22 protein-coding genes and 1 tRNA gene are annotated in these 20,959 nt (G+C 44.0%); 21 read left to right on the top strand and 2 right to left on the bottom strand.

Annotated elements, in window-relative coordinates; translation table 11 throughout:
- The first annotated feature begins 44 nt into the window (after positions 1–44).
- The 8 genes from mnmE (at position 45) to M1D71_RS29525 (ending at position 9,337) form a co-directional block, all read left to right on the top strand.
- Entirely contained in the window at positions 45–1,421 is a 1,377-nt protein-coding gene (gene mnmE, locus M1D71_RS29560) for a tRNA uridine-5-carboxymethylaminomethyl(34) synthesis GTPase MnmE (protein ID WP_458124781.1), read from the top strand.
- A gap of 227 nt (positions 1,422–1,648) precedes the next feature.
- Entirely contained in the window at positions 1,649–3,538 is a 1,890-nt protein-coding gene (mnmG, locus tag M1D71_RS29555; protein WP_458124780.1) for a tRNA uridine-5-carboxymethylaminomethyl(34) synthesis enzyme MnmG, read from the top strand.
- Complete coding sequence (gene rsmG / locus M1D71_RS29550) at positions 3,538–4,260, top strand: 16S rRNA (guanine(527)-N(7))-methyltransferase RsmG (protein ID WP_458124779.1); 723 nt, start codon at positions 3,538–3,540, stop codon at positions 4,258–4,260. The genes mnmG and rsmG overlap by 1 nt, the downstream gene beginning before the upstream one ends.
- A 513-nt stretch (positions 4,261–4,773) precedes the next feature.
- Positions 4,774–5,592: a nucleoid occlusion protein gene (noc, locus tag M1D71_RS29545; RefSeq protein ID WP_062836524.1), complete on the top strand. Its 819-nt coding sequence runs from the start codon at positions 4,774–4,776 to the stop codon at positions 5,590–5,592.
- A gap of 186 nt (positions 5,593–5,778) precedes the next feature.
- Positions 5,779–6,540, top strand: coding sequence for a ParA family protein (locus tag M1D71_RS29540; protein WP_458124778.1), 762 nt, complete (start codon positions 5,779–5,781; stop codon positions 6,538–6,540).
- A complete protein-coding gene (locus M1D71_RS29535; protein WP_145324981.1) occupies positions 6,533–7,378 on the top strand; it encodes a ParB/RepB/Spo0J family partition protein in 846 nt (281 codons plus the stop codon). The genes M1D71_RS29540 and M1D71_RS29535 overlap by 8 nt, the downstream gene beginning before the upstream one ends.
- Before the next feature lie 160 nt (positions 7,379–7,538).
- Positions 7,539–8,693, top strand: coding sequence for an aminotransferase class V-fold PLP-dependent enzyme (locus M1D71_RS29530; RefSeq protein WP_458124777.1), 1,155 nt, complete (start codon positions 7,539–7,541; stop codon positions 8,691–8,693).
- A 143-nt stretch (positions 8,694–8,836) separates the two neighbouring features.
- A complete protein-coding gene (locus M1D71_RS29525; RefSeq protein WP_307540945.1) occupies positions 8,837–9,337 on the top strand; it encodes a DUF4446 family protein in 501 nt (166 codons plus the stop codon).
- Here M1D71_RS29525 and yyaC read toward each other — a convergent pair.
- On the bottom strand, positions 9,312–9,917 hold the full coding sequence (yyaC, locus tag M1D71_RS29520) for a spore protease YyaC (RefSeq protein ID WP_036611957.1): 606 nt from the start codon (positions 9,915–9,917) through the stop codon (positions 9,312–9,314). The genes M1D71_RS29525 and yyaC overlap by 26 nt on opposite strands.
- A 117-nt stretch (positions 9,918–10,034) precedes the next feature.
- On the opposite strand from yyaC, the gene M1D71_RS29515 reads away from it, so the two are divergent.
- The 4 genes from M1D71_RS29515 to M1D71_RS29500 all read left to right on the top strand — a co-directional run bounded on the left by M1D71_RS29515 (position 10,035) and on the right by M1D71_RS29500 (position 11,647).
- Positions 10,035–10,298 (top strand): DUF3343 domain-containing protein, encoded by a 264-nt coding sequence (locus M1D71_RS29515; protein WP_017691427.1) that lies wholly within the window; start codon positions 10,035–10,037, stop codon positions 10,296–10,298.
- Positions 10,299–10,312: 14 nt separating this feature from the next.
- Entirely contained in the window at positions 10,313–11,254 is a 942-nt protein-coding gene (locus M1D71_RS29510; protein WP_458124776.1) for a mechanosensitive ion channel family protein, read from the top strand.
- Positions 11,244–11,453, top strand: a complete 210-nt coding sequence (locus M1D71_RS29505) for a DUF951 domain-containing protein (protein WP_036611950.1) — start codon at positions 11,244–11,246, stop codon at positions 11,451–11,453. The genes M1D71_RS29510 and M1D71_RS29505 overlap by 11 nt, the downstream gene beginning before the upstream one ends.
- A gap of 103 nt (positions 11,454–11,556) precedes the next feature.
- A tRNA-Ser gene (locus M1D71_RS29500) sits at positions 11,557–11,647 on the top strand.
- A gap of 380 nt (positions 11,648–12,027) precedes the next feature.
- Here M1D71_RS29500 and M1D71_RS29495 read toward each other — a convergent pair.
- Entirely contained in the window at positions 12,028–12,222 is a 195-nt protein-coding gene (locus M1D71_RS29495) for a YjzC family protein (protein WP_376038182.1), read from the bottom strand.
- Positions 12,223–12,424: 202 nt separating this feature from the next.
- On the opposite strand from M1D71_RS29495, the gene rpsF reads away from it, so the two are divergent.
- From rpsF to M1D71_RS29450, 9 genes are all read left to right on the top strand, one after another.
- On the top strand, positions 12,425–12,718 hold the full coding sequence (gene rpsF / locus M1D71_RS29490) for a 30S ribosomal protein S6 (RefSeq protein ID WP_036611944.1): 294 nt from the start codon (positions 12,425–12,427) through the stop codon (positions 12,716–12,718).
- 48 nt (positions 12,719–12,766) lie between these two features.
- On the top strand, positions 12,767–13,252 hold the full coding sequence (gene ssb / locus M1D71_RS29485; RefSeq protein WP_017691432.1) for a single-stranded DNA-binding protein: 486 nt from the start codon (positions 12,767–12,769) through the stop codon (positions 13,250–13,252).
- A gap of 56 nt (positions 13,253–13,308) precedes the next feature.
- Entirely contained in the window at positions 13,309–13,581 is a 273-nt protein-coding gene (gene rpsR / locus M1D71_RS29480) for a 30S ribosomal protein S18 (protein WP_017691433.1), read from the top strand.
- Positions 13,582–13,798: 217 nt separating this feature from the next.
- On the top strand, positions 13,799–14,392 hold the full coding sequence (locus M1D71_RS29475; protein WP_458124775.1) for a M15 family metallopeptidase: 594 nt from the start codon (positions 13,799–13,801) through the stop codon (positions 14,390–14,392).
- A gap of 729 nt (positions 14,393–15,121) precedes the next feature.
- On the top strand, positions 15,122–16,120 hold the full coding sequence (locus tag M1D71_RS29470; RefSeq protein ID WP_458124774.1) for an ABC transporter ATP-binding protein: 999 nt from the start codon (positions 15,122–15,124) through the stop codon (positions 16,118–16,120).
- 4 nt (positions 16,121–16,124) lie between these two features.
- Positions 16,125–17,057: an ABC transporter ATP-binding protein gene (locus tag M1D71_RS29465; RefSeq protein ID WP_458124773.1), complete on the top strand. Its 933-nt coding sequence runs from the start codon at positions 16,125–16,127 to the stop codon at positions 17,055–17,057.
- A gap of 7 nt (positions 17,058–17,064) precedes the next feature.
- Positions 17,065–18,027, top strand: coding sequence for an oligopeptide ABC transporter permease (gene opp4B / locus M1D71_RS29460; protein ID WP_458124772.1), 963 nt, complete (start codon positions 17,065–17,067; stop codon positions 18,025–18,027).
- Positions 18,028–18,056: 29 nt separating this feature from the next.
- Positions 18,057–18,962, top strand: coding sequence for an ABC transporter permease (locus M1D71_RS29455; protein ID WP_091035253.1), 906 nt, complete (start codon positions 18,057–18,059; stop codon positions 18,960–18,962).
- 18 nt (positions 18,963–18,980) lie between these two features.
- Positions 18,981–20,807: an oligopeptide ABC transporter substrate-binding protein gene (locus M1D71_RS29450; RefSeq protein WP_458124771.1), complete on the top strand. Its 1,827-nt coding sequence runs from the start codon at positions 18,981–18,983 to the stop codon at positions 20,805–20,807.
- Positions 20,808–20,959: the final 152 nt, after the last annotated feature.

The raw sequence follows: 20,959 nt of genomic DNA, 5'->3' as shown, positions 1-20,959 counted from the left end.
CCTCCTGGGGCGGCAATTTTAAAATAGAGCAAGGAGAGATAACCATGATCAGTGATACGATCACAGCGATATCAACGGCTGTCGGAGAGGCGGGTATTGCCGTGATTCGGGTCAGCGGCCCGGATGCAGTGTCGGAGACAGAAAAGATTTTCCGCAGCAAAACCCCTTTAACTCAGGCGGCATCTCATACAGTTCATTATGGTCATATCATAGATCCCGTTAACGGGGAGAAGATTGAGGAAGTACTGGTTACGGTAATGCGCGCACCACGTTCATTCACAACAGAGGATGTTGTAGAGATCAGTGCGCATGGCGGTGTGGTATCGGTCAAAAGAGTCATGGACCTGCTGTTGCAGCTCGATATTCGTCTGGCTGAACCCGGTGAGTTCACGAAGCGTGCTTTCCTCAATGGGCGGATTGACCTGTCCCAGGCTGAAGGCGTTATGGATCTTATTCGTTCCAAATCGGACCGTGCTTTCTCGGTTGCATTGAAACAAGTTGAAGGCAAGCTGTCCTCCAAACTGCGTGATCTACGATATACATTGGTGGAAACCCTGGCTCACATTGAAGTAAATATTGATTACCCCGAGCATGATGTAGAGTCATTAACGTCTGATTTTATTAAGGAAAAGTCCAGTCAGGTTATGACTGAAATTGATAAATTGCTGACTACAGCAGAGCAAGGCAAGATACTGCGAGAAGGTATCACTACGGCTATTGTTGGACGACCTAACGTAGGTAAATCTTCATTGATGAATACACTTGCGCAAGACAATCGAGCCATCGTCACGGACATTCCAGGAACAACTCGCGATGTGATCGAGGAATTCATTACGATTAATAATATCCCTCTTAAGTTGCTGGATACGGCAGGTATCCGGGAAACGATGGACGTTGTAGAGAAGATCGGGGTAGAACGCTCTCGTTCTGCGGTAAGTGAAGCCGATCTGATCTTGATGGTTGTGAATGCTGCGGAGCCACTTCATCCCGACGAGATTGAATTATTGGAACAAATCCGCGGTAGACAATCGATAATCATTATGAATAAAATGGACTTAACGCCACAGGTAGAACGTGACGTACTGCTTCGTTACATTCCGGAAGAACGGCTTGTACCGATGTCGGTGAAAGATGATCTGGGTGTGGATCGACTGGAAGACGCCATCTCTACGCTATTCTTCAGTGGTAAACTGGAGTCCGCCGACCTGACCTATGTCAGTAATGTGCGTCATATTGCTTTGCTCAAAAAAGCGAAGCAGTCCCTAGTGGATGCATATGAAGCGGCAGATCAGTTTATTCCGATCGATATGATCCAGATTGATGTTCGTTTGGCGTGGGAGCATTTGGGTGAAATTGTTGGCGATACGGCACATGATGCATTAATTGATCAGATTTTCTCCCAATTCTGTCTAGGAAAGTAAAAATAATATACTGCGGATTGACTTGAATCGTAGTGTATGATGGAGAGGTACAATTTCTGCCCGTTGTCAAAGGATGGAATGATGTTGTTGCCATTACGTGTTGGTTTCATATAGATAGGAATGCAAGTTCCGATGAACGGTTAGAAGTAGTTCGTTTTCATTATTGTAGTAAATGATCCGACTGTGTGGCTTACACCAAATGCAGCGGAATAAGGAGGTAAACAGGAATGGCTTTTGATGGCGGCAGTTATGATGTGATCGTCGTTGGTGCAGGACATGCTGGTGTGGAATCCGCGCTGGCTGCAGCCCGTATGGGGTCCAAAACACTGATGATTACGATCAATCTGGATATGGTGGCCTTTATGCCTTGTAACCCATCGATTGGGGGACCGGCCAAAGGACATGTCGTTCGTGAGATTGATGCACTTGGTGGAGAAATGGGACGGAATATCGATAAAACCTTTATTCAGATGCGGATGCTCAACACGGGTAAAGGGCCTGCTGTTCACGCGCTTCGTGCTCAAGCAGATAAATTCTCCTACCAGCATAAAATGAAGGAAACGATGGAGAATGAACGTAATCTGACGATGCGTCAGGGTATGGTTGATCGACTGATCGTTGAAGACGGAAAATGCGTTGGAGTCGTGACTCAGACCGGAACTGAGTATCGGGCCAAAGCGGTCGTTCTGACCACGGGCACATACTTGCGCGGTAAAGTGATTATGGGTGAGTTGATGTATGAGAGTGGACCGAACAATCAACAACCATCTCTTAAATTGTCAGAGCACCTGCGTGAACTGGGCTTCGATCTGGTCCGTTTCAAAACAGGTACACCACCACGTGTACACAAGGATACGATTGATTTTAGCAAAACTGAAATTCAGCCTGGCGATGATGAGCCGAAGTTCTTTTCCTATGAAACAGAATCTTCCGATAATGAGCAACTGCCTTGCTGGTTGACGTATACATCTGTGGAAACACATCAGATTATTACTGATAATCTGCATCGTGCACCGATGTTTTCAGGTGTAATCGAAGGGACTGGGCCTCGTTATTGTCCATCCATTGAGGATAAAATTGTCCGGTTTAGCGACAAACCGAAACACCAGATTTTCCTGGAGCCGGAAGGCAAAAACACATCCGAGTATTATGTGCAGGGGCTGTCCACGAGTCTTCCAGAAGACGTTCAGCTTGCGGTTCTGCGCTCCATTCCGGGTATGGAAAAAGTGGAAATGATGCGTAACGGTTATGCGATTGAATACGATGCGATGGTGCCTACACAATTGTGGCCATCACTTGAAACTAAACGTCTACCAGGTCTGTTTACAGCGGGACAGATTAATGGTACTTCGGGTTATGAAGAAGCGGCTGGACAAGGCGTTATGGCTGGCATTAATGCTGCACGTAAAGTACAAGACAAAGAGCCAATTGTGCTTGATCGTTCGCAAGGTTATATTGGCGTGCTGATTGATGATCTGGTAACAAAGGGTACGAATGAACCTTATCGTCTGTTGACTTCACGTGCCGAGTATCGTCTGTTGCTTCGTCATGATAATGCAGATATGCGTTTGACGGAAATCGGACATGATATTGGACTGATCCCTGAAGAACGGTATGCCAAATTCCTGGATAAAAAGGCGAAAGTCGAGCAGGAAGTTGCGCGTCTGAAAGTGGCTAAAGCTCGCCCGGTTGAAGTGAACGCGAAGCTGGAAGAGTACGGATCTACACCTATTCAGGATGGAAGTACGTTGCTTACCTTGCTGCGTCGTCCAGAGCTCGGGTATGACCTGATTGAGCAGCTCTCACCATCTGAGGTAGAACTGACAGCAGATATGAAAGAACAAGTTGAAATCCAAATTAAATATGCGGGTTATATTGAGAAACAATTGATCCACGTGGAACGTTTGCAAAAGATGGAGAAAAAGAAAATTCCGGACACAATCGTATATGATGAGATTCATGGTCTTGCTATGGAAGCCAAGCAGAAGCTCGCTACGATTCGTCCAATCTCAATTGGTCAGGCTTCTCGTATTGCTGGAGTTACTCCTGCCGACATCTCCATTCTGCTGGTCTACCTGGAGCATTATAACCGTGTAACCGCAGCAAGGGGACAATAATGGACGATATCCAACGGCAGCTTCAGCTGCGCTTGAAAAAACATGGATTGGAACTGGGAGAACTCCAGTTGGAGCAGTTCGAACTGTATTATAAGGAACTGGTATCCTGGAATGAAAAGATGAATCTGACTGGGATTACGGATCGTGAGCAAGTGTATACAAAGCATTTCTATGATTCGGTATCGCTGGCTTTTTATACAGACATGACCAAAGTGAATAAGCTTGCTGACATTGGTTCGGGAGCAGGTTTTCCTGGGTTACCCCTGAAAATCTGTTTCCCGCACATCAAGTTAACGATCATTGATTCGCTGAATAAACGTATTGGGTTTCTGCAACATGTAGTAGATATCCTTGGTCTGACTGATGTGGAGTTGGTACACGGCCGTGCTGAAGAGATTGGACGCAAAGAAGGGTATCGTGACAGTTACGATCTCGTTACGGCGCGTGCAGTAGCCAAGCTGGCTGTGCTTAATGAATTTTGTCTTCCGTTTGTTCGCAAAGGTGGAATGTTCGCTGCGATGAAGGGCGGAGACCCGCGTGATGAAATGAAGGAAGCGGAGTTCAGCTTCAATCAGTTGAAAGGACGGGTAAAAGCCGTTCATCCTTTCCAGCTACCGGTTGAAGAATCAGAGCGTCATATCATCCTGATCCAGAAATTCGATAAGACACCCTATAAGTATCCGCGCAAACCAGGAACTCCAATGAAGACTCCACTGGTATAGGCGTCATGGTTTTGAAGTCAGTAAAAACTAAATGAAATTTCAGACACGGATAAAGAAGATGTTTCACGTGAAACATCTTCTTTTTTTTGTTTCCTAAAATGAAGAAATGGATCAACATTACAGATACTCCATATTACATATCCCTTAAATCTTGAGTAATGATAAATTTAACGCATAGTAGCTCATGAACATTTTAAGAAATTGAATGTGTACAAGTCGTCATATTCCCAATATTCACAAAGAAAAAGCAGGAAAATTAGCAGAGTTTAAAGAATAGGTAAGCATAGGATTATGATAGAAAAGATGATAGAATAGAAGTATCCGATCCTGGGTTACAGTGATCATAGAGTTTATGTATAGATAGATGGATATGCGTTCAATGTTGCATGACAGGAAGCGTTATGAAAGGCAAAACTTATTCCAAGAACGATGCATGTGAAGGGTCGCTTATTGAATAAGAAGCACCTGCAAAGACTGTGGGAGCTATTACGAAACTAGGTGGTAATCTGCGGAATGAAAGAACAATTTTCGAAGTTGTTTGGTTTGGCGGAGCGCAATAACGGAGATGAGATCAAACAGATTCCGGTTAATGAAATTGTGAGCAGCCCATATCAACCCCGTACTATTTTTGATGATGATAAAATTGATGAGTTGTTGCAGACGATCAAAACACATGGTGTAATTCAGCCTATTGTCGTTCGCGTGCGAAATGGATCATATGAGATTATTGCCGGGGAACGTCGCTGGCGTGCAGTTCGAAAACTGGGTTTGGATACGATTCCGGCTATTGTACGTGAATTCAACGATTCTCAGGCCGCATCTATTGCACTGATTGAGAACTTGCAGCGTGAAGGATTGACTTCAATTGAAGAAGCCGTTGCTTATCAGAAGCTGATCGACTTGCATCAACTGACACAGGAGAGTCTTGCACAACGACTTGGCAAAAGCCAGTCAACCATCGCCAACAAAATTCGGTTGTTACAGCTCCCGGAAGGCATTAAGGCCGCTTTGATGGAACGCAAAATTTCTGAACGGCATGCAAGAGCATTACTTTCTCTCGATACGGAAGAACTGCAGATGAAGTTGCTCGGTGAGATTATCGAAAAAGAATTGAATGTGAAACAGACTGAGGCGCGAGTTGCCTTCTACAAGGAATCTTCCAAGATCAAAAAGTCAAAACGCGTTTCCTTTACCAAGGATGTAAGACTCGCACTTAATACGATTCGCCAATCCATTGATATGGTAACTGGCTCTGGTCTGGATATCAAAACAAAAGAAGCAGACCATGAGGATCATTATGAGATCGTTATCCATATTCCAAAACGCAAATAATTGAAGCTTATGACGGCAATGAGCCGCTTTTTATGTCTATAAAGCAAGTTAGGTCTGAAATTTTAAAGAGCGGTATACGGATGGAACGGTAGTTGTTGTTTGTGTGGACGATAGCCACCTGCTTTTTGTTAACAATATATCTCACAACCTACAGAAAAGACTCCTATTTTATTTGAGGTGAAGTAATTGTCTAAGATTATGGCCGTAGCAAATCAAAAGGGCGGTGTGGGGAAAACGACGACATCTGTTAACTTGGGTGCAGGACTGGCTTCACTCGGGAAAAGAGTATTGCTTGTCGATATTGACCCTCAGGGGAATACAACCAGCGGAGTCGGAATCAATAAAGCAGATGTGGCTAATTGTATATATGATGTCATTATTAATGAGGTTCCTCCTCAAGAAGCGATTGTGGAGACTCAGATTGAAGGCCTTCATATCATACCTGCAACGATTCAGCTTGCCGGAGCCGAGATCGAATTGGTGTCCACGATATCACGGGAAGTCCGCCTGAAAAAATCACTCGCCATAGTGAAAAAAAACTATGATTACATACTGATCGATTGCCCACCATCCCTTGGTATGTTGACGATCAATTCGTTGACCGCTTCCGATTCGGTGATCATTCCGATTCAGTGTGAGTATTATGCACTTGAAGGATTAAGCCAACTGCTTAATACAGTTCGTCTGGTACAGAAGCATCTGAATACATCCCTGCAGATTGAAGGGGTATTGCTGACGATGTTTGATGCACGGACCAATCTGGGGATCCAGGTTATTGAAGAAGTGAAAAAGTATTTTCAACAAAAAGTATATCAAACGATTATTCCGCGTAACGTACGGCTTAGCGAAGCACCATCTCATGGTCAATCCATTATCACGTATGACCCTCGGTCAAGAGGGGCGGAAGTGTATTTAGAGCTCGCAAAGGAAGTGATTTCTTATGAGTAAGCGGCTTGGAAAAGGTCTTGATGCCCTCATTCCTTCGCTTTCAATTAATGACGATGATAAAGTCGTAGAAATCCCGATTAGTCAACTGCGGGCTAACCCTTATCAACCACGTAAGGTATTTGATGAAGGTGCAATACATGAACTGGCTGAGTCCATTCGGCAGCATGGTGTCATACAACCTATTATTGTTCGTCCTGTTTTAAGAGGTTACGAGATTATTGCCGGAGAACGAAGGTTCAGAGCATCGCAATATTGTGGGAATGCGACTGTACCCGCTGTAGTCCGCAACTTCAGTGACCAGCAGGTAATGGAGATTGCGTTGATCGAGAATCTGCAACGGGAGAATCTGAATGCCATGGAAGTTGCAGTTGCTTATCAGGGGTTAATGGACCAATTCGCGTTGACTCAGGAAGAGTTATCTGTAAAAGTAGGTAAATCACGTTCTCACATTGCTAACTTCTTGCGTCTGTTATCATTGCCCGAAGAAGTAAAAGACCATGTTTCACGTGGAACATTATCTATGGGACATGCTCGTGCGATCGTGGGTGTGAAAGATGAAGTCGTGGTGAAGCAACTTGCCAAACAAACCATTGATCAGCAATGGAGTGTACGTGAGTTGGAGGAAGCTGTTCAACAACTGGATCGCTCCAAAACAGGTGAGGCTAAAGCCAAATCGAAGTTGAAAAAGAAAGATCCATTCATCGATACGGTGGAAGAATCTCTGCGTGAACGTTTCAAAACAACAGTGAAAATCAAGCACAATAAAGATAAAGGTAAAATTGAGCTCAACTACTACAGTCAACAGGATCTGGAGCGGCTATTGGAATTATTGCAATAATAGTCGTGTCGATGATTCATTAACAACATGCGGGGCTTACTCATGTCATGACATATCGCTCTGTACCATGGAGAAACGATATGTCATTCTTTGTTTACAGGGTGATCTATGCAATACGTGCAGGTGAATAACTAATTTATGGGACAGAGGTGGTTGTGAGGTGGAGGGAATTATCTATCTGGATCATGCAGCAACATCTTGGCCCAAACCACCTGCTGTCGGTGAAGCTATGTTGAGTGCATTGGAGATTGCAGGGGCCAATCCCGGCAGAGGAAGTCACCGGATGGCTGTTCAGGCAAGTCGTGTACTCTTCGAGGCCAGAAGATCCATATCTGATATGTTTGGCATCAAGAATGCGAATGATGTTGCATTTGGATCAAATACGACAGAAGCTCTGAATCTGGCTATTCAAGGTTTGCTTAGCGAAGGCGATCATGTCATTGCTACCATGGCTGAACATAATTCAGTCAGACGACCACTAGAGTATATGCGCAGATCGCGAAATGTAGAGATTGATTATGTACCTGTAAACACTGCGGGAGCCATCGATTTGGTGCAAATGGGACGTATGTTTCGTTCAAATACCAGGTTGGTGGTCTGTACACACAGTTCCAATCTGCTTGGCAGTATTCTTCCTATTGGAGAAGTATCGCTCCTATGCCGTAAACATCGGGCGATCTTACTAGTAGATGCGGCTCAGAGCGCTGGGGTTATGCCTGTGAATGTGCAACAATTGGGCATCGATATGCTGGCTTTTCCAGGGCACAAGGGACTGCTTGGTCCTCAGGGAACAGGTGGCCTGTACATTGCGCCTGAGCTGGATGTGCAGCCTTTGCTTCATGGGGGAACAGGAAGCCAGTCAGAAGCTCTGGAGCAGCCCAAGGTACGTCCTGATCGGTATGAGGCGGGAACACCCAATACTGTCGGGATTGCAGGGCTGAATGCGGGTGTGAAACATGTGCTTGAGATGACACCGGCGTTCATCTACCAACACGAGTGGGAACTGACCCAACATATGATGGATGGGCTATCTTCCGTTAAAGGCATTCGGATGCTAGGTCCGGAGATGGGACAGCCCCGTACCGGGTTAGTATCTTTTACTGTGGAAGGGTATGATTCGGCACAACTTGCTTTCCGATTAGACCGGAATTATGGCATTGCAGTTCGCTCCGGTTTTCATTGCACACCGCTTGCTCACGAATCTGCTGGCACAACCGCTACCGGAGCGGTAAGGGCTAGTGTGGGATACAACTCTTCAAGAGAACATGTGGATTTACTCGTTAAGGCAGTGTTGGAATTGACAGGGGCAGACTAGACTAGATTAGAGTTAAAATGACGTATTCATTTGACGCAGCACTGCCTGATTAAGCTTTTGAATATCGGGTTGATTAATAATGAATGATAGTATTATAGACAGACGTAATCTGATCAAAAATATAGAGGGGTAGTTGCACTTACATGGCTGAATTAAACGAGCTGATTCTGGAACAGCTGTTATGGATTATTGGCGGAATGGCATTACTTACAGTGATCTTGCTGATTGTAAGTATTGCTCAAGGGGCAAAGTTACGAAAGTTTAAACGTAAATATGAAGCCATGATGGCTGGCAGTGGAGTGGAGGACCTGGAATCATTGCTGATTAATCTGAAAATTCAGATGGACAGCATCGAGGATGAACACAAACTGCAAACGAATCAGCTGCAAGTTGTCATGCAAAAGCTGACCCGAATTCAAGGTAAAGTTGGCGTGAAAAGATACAATGCTTACGGAGAGCGTGGCAGTGATCTGAGCTTCTCGATGGCCATGATTAATGATAGCCAGGATGGGATGATCCTTACGGGGATATATAACCGGGACGGTTCTTACGTATATGCAAAACCTCTTAAAGGGGGAGAGTCCACATACACTCTGTCCCCAGAGGAAAAGGAAGCTATTACTCTGGCACAGCAAGCAGAGTAGAACGTGTGTGCCATTCCCGAATGGCCGAATACAGACTGCTGGATATAATTTCAGACATGCGCATGACGAGACTAAGCCGTGTGTTCTGTAAGACAAAGTATTCCATAAAGCCGCCGACGTTAACGATACCTGTCAGATGGATATCGCCGACCGGCGGTAATTCTTTATTTACCCCTGCACCGGGTTTGAGTGGGCCATTCACGACTTGAATGCATCCTACACTGGATGACTGACCAAGACAGGCATCAATCCCAATCACATAAGGGTTATGGTGTGTTTTCTGTATATTGTGGAGCGTATCCTGAAGGTTCATTGCGTGGACTGGTTCATCCAAGGTACCATACAGATGAAATAAAGGGCTGTCCCACTTGGAAAGTGCAGATCCGACCAGAGGACCAAGACAGTCGCCTGTTGAGCGATCTGTGCCGATGCAGACGATCACTACATTTTGCAGAGAATGGGCTTTATAGAGATGGAACATTAAACGATGGGTAATGGCTGAGTGAATGCCTGGATCGGTATGGGGGATTTTCAAACTGGTCATGTCTTGTGATGAAAAGGAACGCGAAGTAGGATTCATAGGATCTATCCTTTCCCTTGGAATAGTAGTAACAGTATATGGAAAGGTAGAGCGTTTTATACTTCACGAGGACAAGCTTTTTCTCAAGGGTTGGACGTATGGTGAAAGGAGCCGGACATGGACGAATGGATTAACGATTGGATGCTGATAGCGTTTGATTCAACCCAGCAGGCACTGCGTGCTGAAATGCTGCTGGAGTTTGCCGAGATAGAGATCGATTTGTTCCCTACGCCAAAAGAAATTACAGCAGGTTGTGCTCTATGTATCCAGTTTCCAAAAGAGGACCTGGAGCGAGTGCAGAAGATCATTCGTAACGAGTTCGTAGAGATCCGAGGCCTCTATTTCAAAACAGAAGACAGCTATGATAACATACCGATGTAGAGGAGAGATGAAGGATGTTGCCATTTCAGTTAGCTCAAGGGGCTGGTGGGGGCGGTACGGCAGCGGCTGTTGATGAAGCTCTTCGTTGGACGGATAAAGTCTGGAACAAAATTGCAGATCCTGATATGTGGCTTAATATTATGTTCAGCTCAATCCGGATTATCATTATTTTTATCATCACCCGTATTGTCATTAAGGTTGTGTTTCGAATTATAGATCGTTCCATGGAACGCAAGCAGGAAGGTAAGATTCGCGTAAATCCCCGCAGATTCGTAACCGTAGGGGAACTGTTGAAAAATGCGACCTCCATAACATGTAATTTTATTATGATTCTGCTACTGTTATCAGAGATCAATATCCAAGTTGGACCGCTGCTGGCGAGTGCCGGTGTGCTCGGACTTGCCATTGGTTTTGGTGCACAGGGGCTGGTTAAAGATGTTATTACGGGTTTCTTCATTATATTAGAGGATCAATTCGCGGTGGGGGATGTTATTCAGACGGGAACCTACAAGGGAACGGTTGAGGTGATCGGACTCAGAACAACCAAACTGGTCAGCTGGCAAGGTGAGGTGCATATTATCCCGAACGGGGCGATTGCAAGTGTAACGAACTACTCCATGTCCAATTCGCTAGCTGTAGTGGATATTCCGATGAAGGCAGACTTGAGTCTGGATGAGTCTGTACACCTGGTGAAACAATCTTTGGTTGGGATCGAGGAACGTGATCTGAATATTGTGAAGGTCCCGGATGTGCTCGGTATTCAGTCGATGTCTACATCAGAGTATGTGGTACGCATTGTGGCTGAATGTATGCCTAACTCTCGTGCTTCTGTGGAACGTCAGATTCAGGGCGATGTGAAAAAAACACTGGAGTATCATGAGATGAGCAATCAGGTAGCATTGGAACAGGCAGTAGCTCTGGAGAAAGATGAGGGGGGTGGCACTGGTGGAGCGTAAAAGTTTCCAACTTGGGGATATCGTGCAGATGAAGAAGCAACATCCCTGTGGCAGTAATGAAATGGAGATCATTCGAATGGGAATGGACATTCGGATCAAGTGTGTTGGATGTAAACACAGTGTGTTGATTCCAAGAGCGAAATTTGAAAAAAACATGAAAAAGGTATTGCGCTCAGCCGAAGATTCCACAGAATCCTGATGTCACAATATTTCAGGATGTAGTGCTCGTAATAACGTTTACATGCAGACCCCGCATGGGTGTTGCGTTCTTTAAATGATCATGCTATAATCAATATTGCTGCGGAAAGGTACCCAAGAGGCCCAAGGGGGCTGACTCGAAATCAGTTAGGCGTGTCACAGCGTGCGTGGGTTCGAATCCCACCCTTTCCGCCACTTCAATTACAATTTACTCAATTCTTGTTGAGTTTAATAAAAGATCGTTAAGAAGACCTTCCATTAGGAAGGTTTTTTTTGTGTAACTTTGTATAAAAACAAAGAGCCCCGAAGGGCTCTCTGTCCGGCGGTGCATTTGTTTGTTAGGAAACAATCGGTCGTAACAATCAGAAACTTGGTATACTGCACGTAGCAATACGCGTGCTTCAGACGAAGGGCCTTACAACACACAACCACTTGCTTCTTAAATTACGTGATGAATCTCCAACAGCGAATGATCGGCTTCGTTGTCCAACGGAACCACACCTCTCTCGTGCACCGCCTGATTGTATTATGTTCTTTATTCCGGTTTATATACATGGAGCTGAAAAAAACTTTGATTAGTGGACGCGGGCTTTGGTCAGCTTCTTCCACTTGCGATTATGATTGCTTGTCTCGGGAAAAGCTTCGCCCTTTTGTAGCGTTACTCGTTTTGGATTGTTAATCTCTGTGTGAAAACTTTTTTCGCCAACCTCGGTATACTCCCCATCGTTTGGGGCTTTGTCTCCTGGTTCAAATTCAGTTCTTTCACCCATGATATAACCTCCTCCGTAAAGTGTATTTCGTCGTTGCTTCTGTAGTGTGCTCTATAGCTGTCGTGATCATGTGCCAATATGTACAGGGAACGTTTGCTTGCAACTTGGCTCAGTATTTGTTATATTAATATAGTTCGAGTTTGTGCTCGTTCCTTGCTCTCAACATAGATTGAGGGCCAGAGTCCATAAGGAGGTGAAAATTATGCGCAAATATGAAGTGATGTACATTATTCGTCCTGACATTGAGCAAGAAGTTGTTCAAGCTACAGTCGATAAATTCCAAGGCATCATCTCCAACGGCGGTGGTGAAGTTACAGCTCACGACGTTATGGGTAAACGCCGTCTTGCGTATGAGATCAAGAAATTCCGTGATGGTTTTTATGTTCTGGTACACTTCACTGCTGAACCAGCAGTTGTAACTGAACTTGAGCGTCTCATGAAGATTTCTGACGAAGTAATTCGTTATCTCATTACTAACGACGTTAAGTCTGCTTAAGACAACTCGTGATTAACGCACCAATACGCTCTGAAGGAGGGGATTACATTGTTGAACCGTGTCATTCTGATCGGCCGGTTAACCCGGGATCCTGAGTTGCGTTACACTCCAGCAGGAGTAGCAGTTACGCAATTTACTTTGGCAGTGGACAGACCGTTTACAAGCCAAGGGGGAGAAAAGGAAGCCGATTTCATTCCGGTCGTAACCTGGAGACAGCTTGCCGAGACCTGTGCGAACTACTTGCGCAAAGGACGCCTGGCTGCAGTCGAAGGACGCATTCAAGTACGGAACTACGAGAATAACGAAGGAAAACGTGTATACGTGACCGAAGTCATTGCCGATAATGTCCGTTTCTTGGAGTCAGCTAACCGTGATAATAGCGGTGGCGGCGGTGGGCAACCAATGCGTGAAGAGCCTTCTTATGGAGGCGGCGGACGCGCGAACAATAACAATAATTCGCGTAGCAACAATCAGGATCCTTTTTCCGATGACGGAAAACCGATTGATATATCGGATGATGATTTGCCATTTTAACATGAACTGATACTCTTAGGAGATATGGGTTACATGATAGGAAAGGACTGAAAAGCATGGGCTTCAAGCAAAGAGAAGGCGGAGACAACGATAAAAGACCGGCACGTCGTGGCGGCCGTAATAAACGTCGTAAAGTGTGCTTCTTCACAGCTAACAAAATTACTCACATCGATTATAAAGATACGGACTTGCTTCGTAAATTTATCAGCGAACGTGGAAAAATTTTGCCACGCCGTGTAACAGGTACTAGCGCTAAATATCAACGCATGCTGACGATTGCAATCAAACGCTCCCGTCAAATCGCATTATTGCCATACACAACTGAGTAGTTTTTACTCAGCTTGCATACGAAGCAGTCGGCTTATAGCCGGCTGCTTTTTTGTATGTATAAATAGAAATAACATGTCCACTCTAACCAATGAAAGAATTCAATACTGTGGTGATGGAAGCATTTAAGGCTCAAATGAATTATAATAGAGTCTAATCTACTGAAAAGATCCAGGCAGCAGGAATGGCTGTCATTCAGAATAAACACCAGGAGTGGATATGAATACTTCAAAACGTAAAAGCAAACAGAAAAAAAATAAAAGTTTGAAAACCTGGATTGTAGCTACTCTTATACTTTCCATTATATATGTATGGTTACAACAAAAAGGTGATATCGATAACATGTGGCCAGTGACACCGATCCAAGATGCTGTGCCAATTACGGGTCTTCACCCTGTAGTGGCAGAGAATGAGGAATTATTGGTACGCAAGGCAGCCAGACGTGGAATAGAGATCGTTATAACCCACGGTTACCGAAGTTCCGATGAGCAAGATGCATTGTTTAACCAAGGACGCTCAAGTGCAGGCAATATCGTTACTAATGCACGTGGCGGTGAGTCATATCATAACTATGGTTTAGCGATTGATTTTGCACTAAGAACGCCTGAAGGTGATGTGGTATGGGATATGGAACGGGATGATAACGGGAATGGCAAGGCAGACTGGATGGAAGTTGTGGAACTCGCGAAAGAGTTAGGTTTCACGTGGGGCGGTGACTGGGCTAACTTCCCAGATTATCCTCACTTACAGATGGATTTTGGTCTCAGTATCAATGAGTTAAAACGTGGTAAAAGACCTCCAGATACTCAGTAAAAAGGTATTATATATACACTTATATGAATAAATATTAGAAAAGCTCTGCATTTTGCAGGGCTTTTTCCTTTCTTTTGTAAAATAAATGATAAAAGATGACAATTTGGTCTTTACATTAGCAAATAAATGAAACTATACTATAATAACTAGATTTTTTACTTTAGCCGTACTAATTATATCAATTATAACAGTAAGGACTCCAATTGAATAGAGTTAAGCTATCGTTCGAGAATAGTTAACAGTCAAAGATGTAACATTTACCTCACATTAAATTAGAGATTCCTACTACTTAATTCAACATATACGTATACATCTAATGTAATAATTATGTAAGGTGTGTGTTGAAACGATCAATTGATCAGATATACCTCCCAGCTAAAAGTAGGGTAAGATCTCTCAAACCCCTTGCCAAATGCCTTTATAACATTACTAATTCCAAAACTGTAGGATAAAAAACATTTATACCAAAAATCTCAAAATAAGCATTGACGTTAGCTAAAATTACACGTATGATTACATTAATTATTTTCTATTATAATTCCGCTAGGAATTATCAACATTAATTGACCATTGGTCTAAATAGACGTCTCTTAAACGTGATTCTCCTAAAGATTTGGTATTTTGTATAAGCTATTGTACGTTATCTTCAAAAACTTGGTAATATACAGAAGATGCATTCTTCTACACACGAACACAATCTACGGAAATTATGGGGTTAGGGTGATTGATTTGAATACAGAGTTATTGGAAGTCAGAAATCTAACAACATCATTCAGAATTGAAGATGACTATTACGCAGCAGTGGATCACGTTAACCTAACGGTGAAGAAAAATGAAGTGTTGGCGATTGTAGGCGAATCCGGGTCAGGTAAAAGCGCTTTTGCATTCTCTCTTATGGGTTTGCATAACAAAGCAAAAATTGAAGGCCAGATTCTCTATAAAGGACAGGACATTGCCAACATCTCCCCAAACAAGTTGAATAAGCTACGCGGTAAAGAAATGGCCATGATTTTTCAGGACCCATTGTCCGCACTAAATCCTCTAATGATTATTGGTGAACAGATTGAAGAGATTCTCACACTTCATCAGTCCAAGCTTTCTTCCAGAGAGAAGAGAGAAAAGGTTATTCACTTATTGAATCAGGTAGGGATTCCACGTCCCGAACAAATATACAAGCAGTATCCCCACGAATTATCTGGTGGTATGAGACAGAGAATTGTCATCGCCATCGCGATTGCCAACAAACCGGAACTACTTATAGCCGATGAACCCACGACGGCGCTTGACGTTACGATTCAACTACAGATTCTGGAACTGATCCGTGATCTGAAGAATGAGATTAACGCAGGCATTATTCTGATTACACATGATCTGGGTGTTGTGGCTGAGATGGCAGATCGCGTGGCAGTTATGTATGCAGGTGAAATTGTTGAAATCGCAGATATCTTCACGTTGATGAATGATGCGAAGCATCCGTATACACGTTCACTGTTGAACTCTATCCCTACCCTATCTGAAGAAAGATCCAAATTGCATGTTATCCAAGGCATCGTGCCTTCACTCAAAAATCTCCCTCGCAAAGGGTGCCGATTCAAGGCCCGAATTCCATGGATTAGTGATTCGGCTCATGAAGAGAACCCACAGATGCATGAAATTGCACCAGGTCACTATGTGCGGTGTACCTGTTACCAGCACTTTCATTTCCCTGACCAAGCTGAGGAGGAATAACATAATGGCATTACTCGAAGTAGAAGGACTCAAGATACACTTTCCGATTCGCGGTGGATTGCTCAAACGGGAAATTGGCAGTGTAAAGGCTGTTGATGATGTTAGCTTTTCCATTGAACAAGGACAGACCTATGGTTTGGTTGGCGAATCCGGTTCGGGCAAGACGACAACAGGCAGAGCCATTATTGGGCTAAATCATGTCACTGACGGAAAGATCCTGTTTAACGGTCAGAATCTGGCTACAGAGCGACGGAAGAACAGGCAGCTTCAGCGGGATGTACAAATGATTTTTCAAGATCCATATTCATCACTGAATCCCAAGAAGCGGGTTATTGACATCATCGCTGAGCCACTTCGAAATTACGAGCATCTGACGGCTACCGAGGAGAAAAGACAAGTAAGAGAATTGCTTGAAAAGGTTGGTCTGAGTCCAGAATCAATCTACAAATATCCGCATGAATTCTCAGGGGGACAGCGTCAGCGGATCGGCATCGCACGTGCTATTGCATTGAAACCGAAGCTGATTATCGCTGATGAACCTGTATCTGCACTGGATGTATCGGTACAGGCTCAGGTCCTTAACTTCATGCAGGAAATTCAAAAAGAACTGAATCTGACATATCTGTTCATCAGTCATGATCTGGGCATCATCCGTCATATGTGTGATCAGATTGGAATTATGTATAAAGGTCGATATGTGGAACAGGGCACAACGAATGATATTTTTAAAAATCCGCAACACATCTATACCAAACGTCTCATTGCAGCCATACCGGATATGGACCCAACCAAGCGTGAGGAAATGATAGCTTTCCGTCAGCAGATTAAGTCCGAGTATGAACATTCATACCGTAATTTCTTTGATGAGGAAGGACTTGCTTACTCGCTCCAATCCATTTCCGATACTCACCGAGTAGCTCTACCTCAGAAAGGTTGAAGGCCATATGTGGAAAACGATAGTACGCAGAATTATCATAATGATTCCTCAGGTATTTTTGCTCAGTCTCTTGGTCTTTCTAATGGCCAAGGCTATGCCGGGGGATGCACTTACCGGACTGCTTGATCCTAGTATCGATCCAAAAGCACTGGATGAACAACGTGAGCGACTCGGACTAAACAATCCATGGTATGTGCAATATTGGGACTGGATTAGGAATGCAGCTGTCGGAGATTTTGGACAATCCTTCCGCTTCAAAATGCCGGTTACGGATTTGATTGGCCAGCGGATTGCCAATACATTCTGGCTCGCTTTGGCCACACTCGTCTTAACGTATCTCATTGCTATCCCACTCGGGATTATCAGTGGTCGTTACAACGACACTTGGTCTGACCGACTGATTACAGGATACACGTACTTGGGATTTGCAGCACCGCTGTTCATTTTCGCACTGGTGATGGTATGGATCTTCGGATTCCATTTTGGATGGTTCCCAACAGGAGGAAGCGTGGCACCGGGTCTTACTCCTGGAACATTCGATTATGTCGTAAGCAAGATACACCATTTGCTACTGCCAGCACTATCAATGGCGTTGATTTCCACCGTTTCGACGGTCCAGTACCTGCGTAGCGAGATTATCGACATCAAGCATAAAGAATTCGTTCTTACCGCGAGAGCCAAAGGTGCTTCGGAGTCCCGTATATACAACAGACATATCCTTAGGAACTCCTTGTTGCCAATCGCTGCATTTTTCGGATATGAGATTACCGGATTGATCGGCGGTACTATATTTATTGAGAGTATATTCAGCTATCCGGGTATGGGACAGTTGTTCCTGAATTCCATCTCTTTAAGGGATTTCAGTGTGGTCACCGCACTTGTACTCTTATACGGGATAGCTACCATTCTGGGATCATTGTTGTCTGATATTATTCTAGGATTAGTCGATCCGCGTATTCGCATTAAGTAAGAACTTGAAGATTTCGGGGTGAAAACAAGATGAGCAAGACCAATGATGTTGTTGTAACTTCACAGAAGGTTGATAAAAGCCCCTCTAGCTTGAATATATTGTGGAGAGAGCTGGTTAGAGATAAGGTTGCCTTGGTTTCCCTCATATTCTTGGGGCTTGTTATCCTCCTTGTATATGGGACTTCCATAATCTTGGATCAGGACGAAATCGTTAAGGTAGACTTGTTTGCCTTATATGAACCACCTTCTGCACAATACTGGCTAGGCACGGATTACGGTGGCCGGGATGTATTTGGCCAACTTGTCATTGGGACACGTAACTCGTTAAGCATTGGTATCCTAGTAACTGTTATGACGGGAATTATCGGTATCCTTGTTGGTGTTCTGTCTGGTTATTTCGGTGGAATGATTGATAACCTGTTTATGAGGATCGTAGACTTTTTCATGATTCTTCCGTTCCTGATGATGGTTATCGCATTTGTCACAGCCGTACCTAAGTATAACATTGTTTCATTTTCACTGATCATGACAGCCTTCTTATGGATGGGGATAGCCAGATTGATTCGCTCAAAGGCACTGCAAGAGAGCGAACTCGAGTATGTCAAAGCGTCCAAAACACTCGGTTCTTCCCACTTTAAAATTGTTGTCTCGCAGGTTCTTCCGAACTTGAGTTCAATCATTATCGTAACGATGACATTGAACCTCGCTTCCAATATAGGCCTTGAATCCGGGTTGTCTTTTCTGGGATTTGGTTTTCCTGAAAGTACACCCAGTCTTGGAACACTAGTAAGTTATGCACGTAATCCGCAAACCCTGGAATCCAGATGGTGGATATGGCTACCCGCATCGGTACTGATTCTGGTATTGATGTTGAGTATAAATAATGTCGGTCAAGCCCTAAAGCGTGCGACTGATGCAAGGCAAAGAAGAGGTTAAAAAAGGGAGGAAAGGTTCATGAAAAAGGGATTATTTTCACGGGGACTATTTTTCACGATGATGCTGGTCTTTGTATTGGTGCTCGCAGCTTGCTCTGAGAAAGAAGCAGCTACTCCAGCTCCATCTTCAAACACAGAAGAGGGAAAAACGGAGGAAAAACCTGCGAATGAAGAGGGCGTTTACTCCATCGATGACTTCAACAATGTCAAAACGAATGAAGGTACTGCGATCGAAGGTGGTTCGATTACATTCGGACTTGTATCGGATACGGCTTTTGAAGGGACACTGAACTACAATTTTTATTCCGGTAACCCGGATGTACAGGTTCTTCAATGGTTTGATGAAAGCTTGCTGACTTGGGATAAAGACTATGTATATACCAACGATGGTGCAGCAACGTATGAGACATCTGAAGATGGCAAAACGTTCACACTGACCATTCGTGACAATGTAAATTGGCATGATGGTAAACCGGTAACGGCTGAAGATCTGCAATTCGCTTATGAAGTAATCGGCAACAAAGCGTATGATGGACCACGTTATGACTCCAACTTCACTAGTATAGTAGGTATGGACGAATATCACGCTGGAACAGCAAAAACAATCTCTGGTATTAAAGTGCTGAGCGACAAGCAAATCAGCATTACGTATAAAGAATCCACACCGTCCCTGCTGACAGGTGGAGTATGGACATATCCACTGGCTAAACATATCTTCGGAGATATGGATGTAGCCAAAATGTCTTCTTCCAAAGAAGTACGTGAAAAACCAATTGGTTTTGGTCCATTTAAAGTGGATGTCATCACTCCGGGTGAGTCTGTAACTTATGTTAAGAACGAAGACTACTGGCGTGGAGCTCCAAAACTGGACAAAGTGACTCTGAAAGTTATCAACCCGACAACGGTTGTTCAAGAACTGAAATCTGGCGGAGTAGACCTCGTGGATGAATTCCCGACAGATCAATATAAAGCCAATGCAAACCTGTCCAACGTAGAATTCCTGGGTGCAATCGATCGTGCTTATACGTACATCGGATTCAAACTGGGTACGTGGGATGAAGAGAACGGAAAAGTTAAAAGCAATGCTGAAGCAAAAATGGGCGATAAAAACTTGCGTAAAGCAATGTGGATGGCTGTAGATAACGATCAAGTAGGTAAACGTTTCTACAACGGTCTGCGCTGGAATGCAACAACCCTGATTCCACCATCTCACCCTGAATTCCATGATTCCAGTAATCCGGGTGTAACGTATGATCCAGAAGCAGCGAAAGCTTTGCTTGATGAAGCTGGTTACAAATTGGATGGTGAATTCCGTACGAATCCGGATGGAACACCACTCGAAATCAACTTTGTGTCTATGACTGGTGGCGATACAGCTGAACCACTGGCACGTTATTATGTTCAATCTTGGGCTGCTATTGGTCTGAAAGTAAACCTGGAAATGGTTGAGTTCAACAACTTTTATGACCGTGTAGGTAACACAGGTAAAGATGATCCGAACATTGATGTGTATCAAGCAGCATGGGGCGTTGGTATTGACGTAGATCCATCCGGTCTGTATGGCCGCGATGCACTCTACAACTTCTCCAGGTTCTCCAGCGAAGAGAATGACAAATTGCTGGCACAAGGTATCTCTGCTGAGGCATTTGATGTAGACAAGCGTAAAGAAATCTACAATCAATGGCAGCAGTACATGGTAGATGAAGTTCCTGTATTCCCTACACTGTATCGTGCAGTTGTAGCACCGGTTAACAAACGTGTAATGAACTATGCGATTGGTGATGGAACAGGCGTTTACCTGAGCGACTTGCAAGTTAATGCAGACAAAGCAGTTGTAGCTGAGTAATCCTTCTAAGTTGGCATCTATCTCTAAGTGTCCAAATTGGAAGAAAAGGTTACCTGAACAGCTTAACACCGATTAAGGATTGGGGTCCTTTAAGATGTCGGTTGCTAGATTATAGTAAAAAATTCTCTTGGGAGAATGAACAAAAGTGTCTT

It is taken from the genome of Paenibacillus sp. Z3-2, from assembly GCF_054161325.1.
The sequence above is the reverse complement of the archived record's forward strand: the minus strand, read 5'-3'. Positions and strand labels throughout refer to the sequence as shown.

Coding starts and splice junctions, on each gene's coding strand:
- mnmE (WP_458124781.1), top strand. CDS start 45: ATGATCAGTGATACGATCACAGCGATATCAACGGCTGTCGGAGAGGCG.
- mnmG (WP_458124780.1), top strand. CDS start 1,649: ATGGCTTTTGATGGCGGCAGTTATGATGTGATCGTCGTTGGTGCAGGA.
- rsmG (WP_458124779.1), top strand. CDS start 3,538: ATGGACGATATCCAACGGCAGCTTCAGCTGCGCTTGAAAAAACATGGA.
- noc (WP_062836524.1), top strand. CDS start 4,774: ATGAAAGAACAATTTTCGAAGTTGTTTGGTTTGGCGGAGCGCAATAAC.
- M1D71_RS29535 (WP_145324981.1), top strand. CDS start 6,533: ATGAGTAAGCGGCTTGGAAAAGGTCTTGATGCCCTCATTCCTTCGCTT.
- M1D71_RS29525 (WP_307540945.1), top strand. CDS start 8,837: ATGGCTGAATTAAACGAGCTGATTCTGGAACAGCTGTTATGGATTATT.
- yyaC (WP_036611957.1), bottom strand. CDS start 9,917: ATGAATCCTACTTCGCGTTCCTTTTCATCACAAGACATGACCAGTTTG.
- M1D71_RS29515 (WP_017691427.1), top strand. CDS start 10,035: ATGGACGAATGGATTAACGATTGGATGCTGATAGCGTTTGATTCAACC.
- M1D71_RS29510 (WP_458124776.1), top strand. CDS start 10,313: ATGTTGCCATTTCAGTTAGCTCAAGGGGCTGGTGGGGGCGGTACGGCA.
- M1D71_RS29495 (WP_376038182.1), bottom strand. CDS start 12,222: ATGGGTGAAAGAACTGAATTTGAACCAGGAGACAAAGCCCCAAACGAT.
- rpsF (WP_036611944.1), top strand. CDS start 12,425: ATGCGCAAATATGAAGTGATGTACATTATTCGTCCTGACATTGAGCAA.
- rpsR (WP_017691433.1), top strand. CDS start 13,309: ATGGGCTTCAAGCAAAGAGAAGGCGGAGACAACGATAAAAGACCGGCA.
- M1D71_RS29475 (WP_458124775.1), top strand. CDS start 13,799: ATGAATACTTCAAAACGTAAAAGCAAACAGAAAAAAAATAAAAGTTTG.
- M1D71_RS29465 (WP_458124773.1), top strand. CDS start 16,125: ATGGCATTACTCGAAGTAGAAGGACTCAAGATACACTTTCCGATTCGC.
- opp4B (WP_458124772.1), top strand. CDS start 17,065: ATGTGGAAAACGATAGTACGCAGAATTATCATAATGATTCCTCAGGTA.
- M1D71_RS29455 (WP_091035253.1), top strand. CDS start 18,057: ATGAGCAAGACCAATGATGTTGTTGTAACTTCACAGAAGGTTGATAAA.
- M1D71_RS29450 (WP_458124771.1), top strand. CDS start 18,981: ATGAAAAAGGGATTATTTTCACGGGGACTATTTTTCACGATGATGCTG.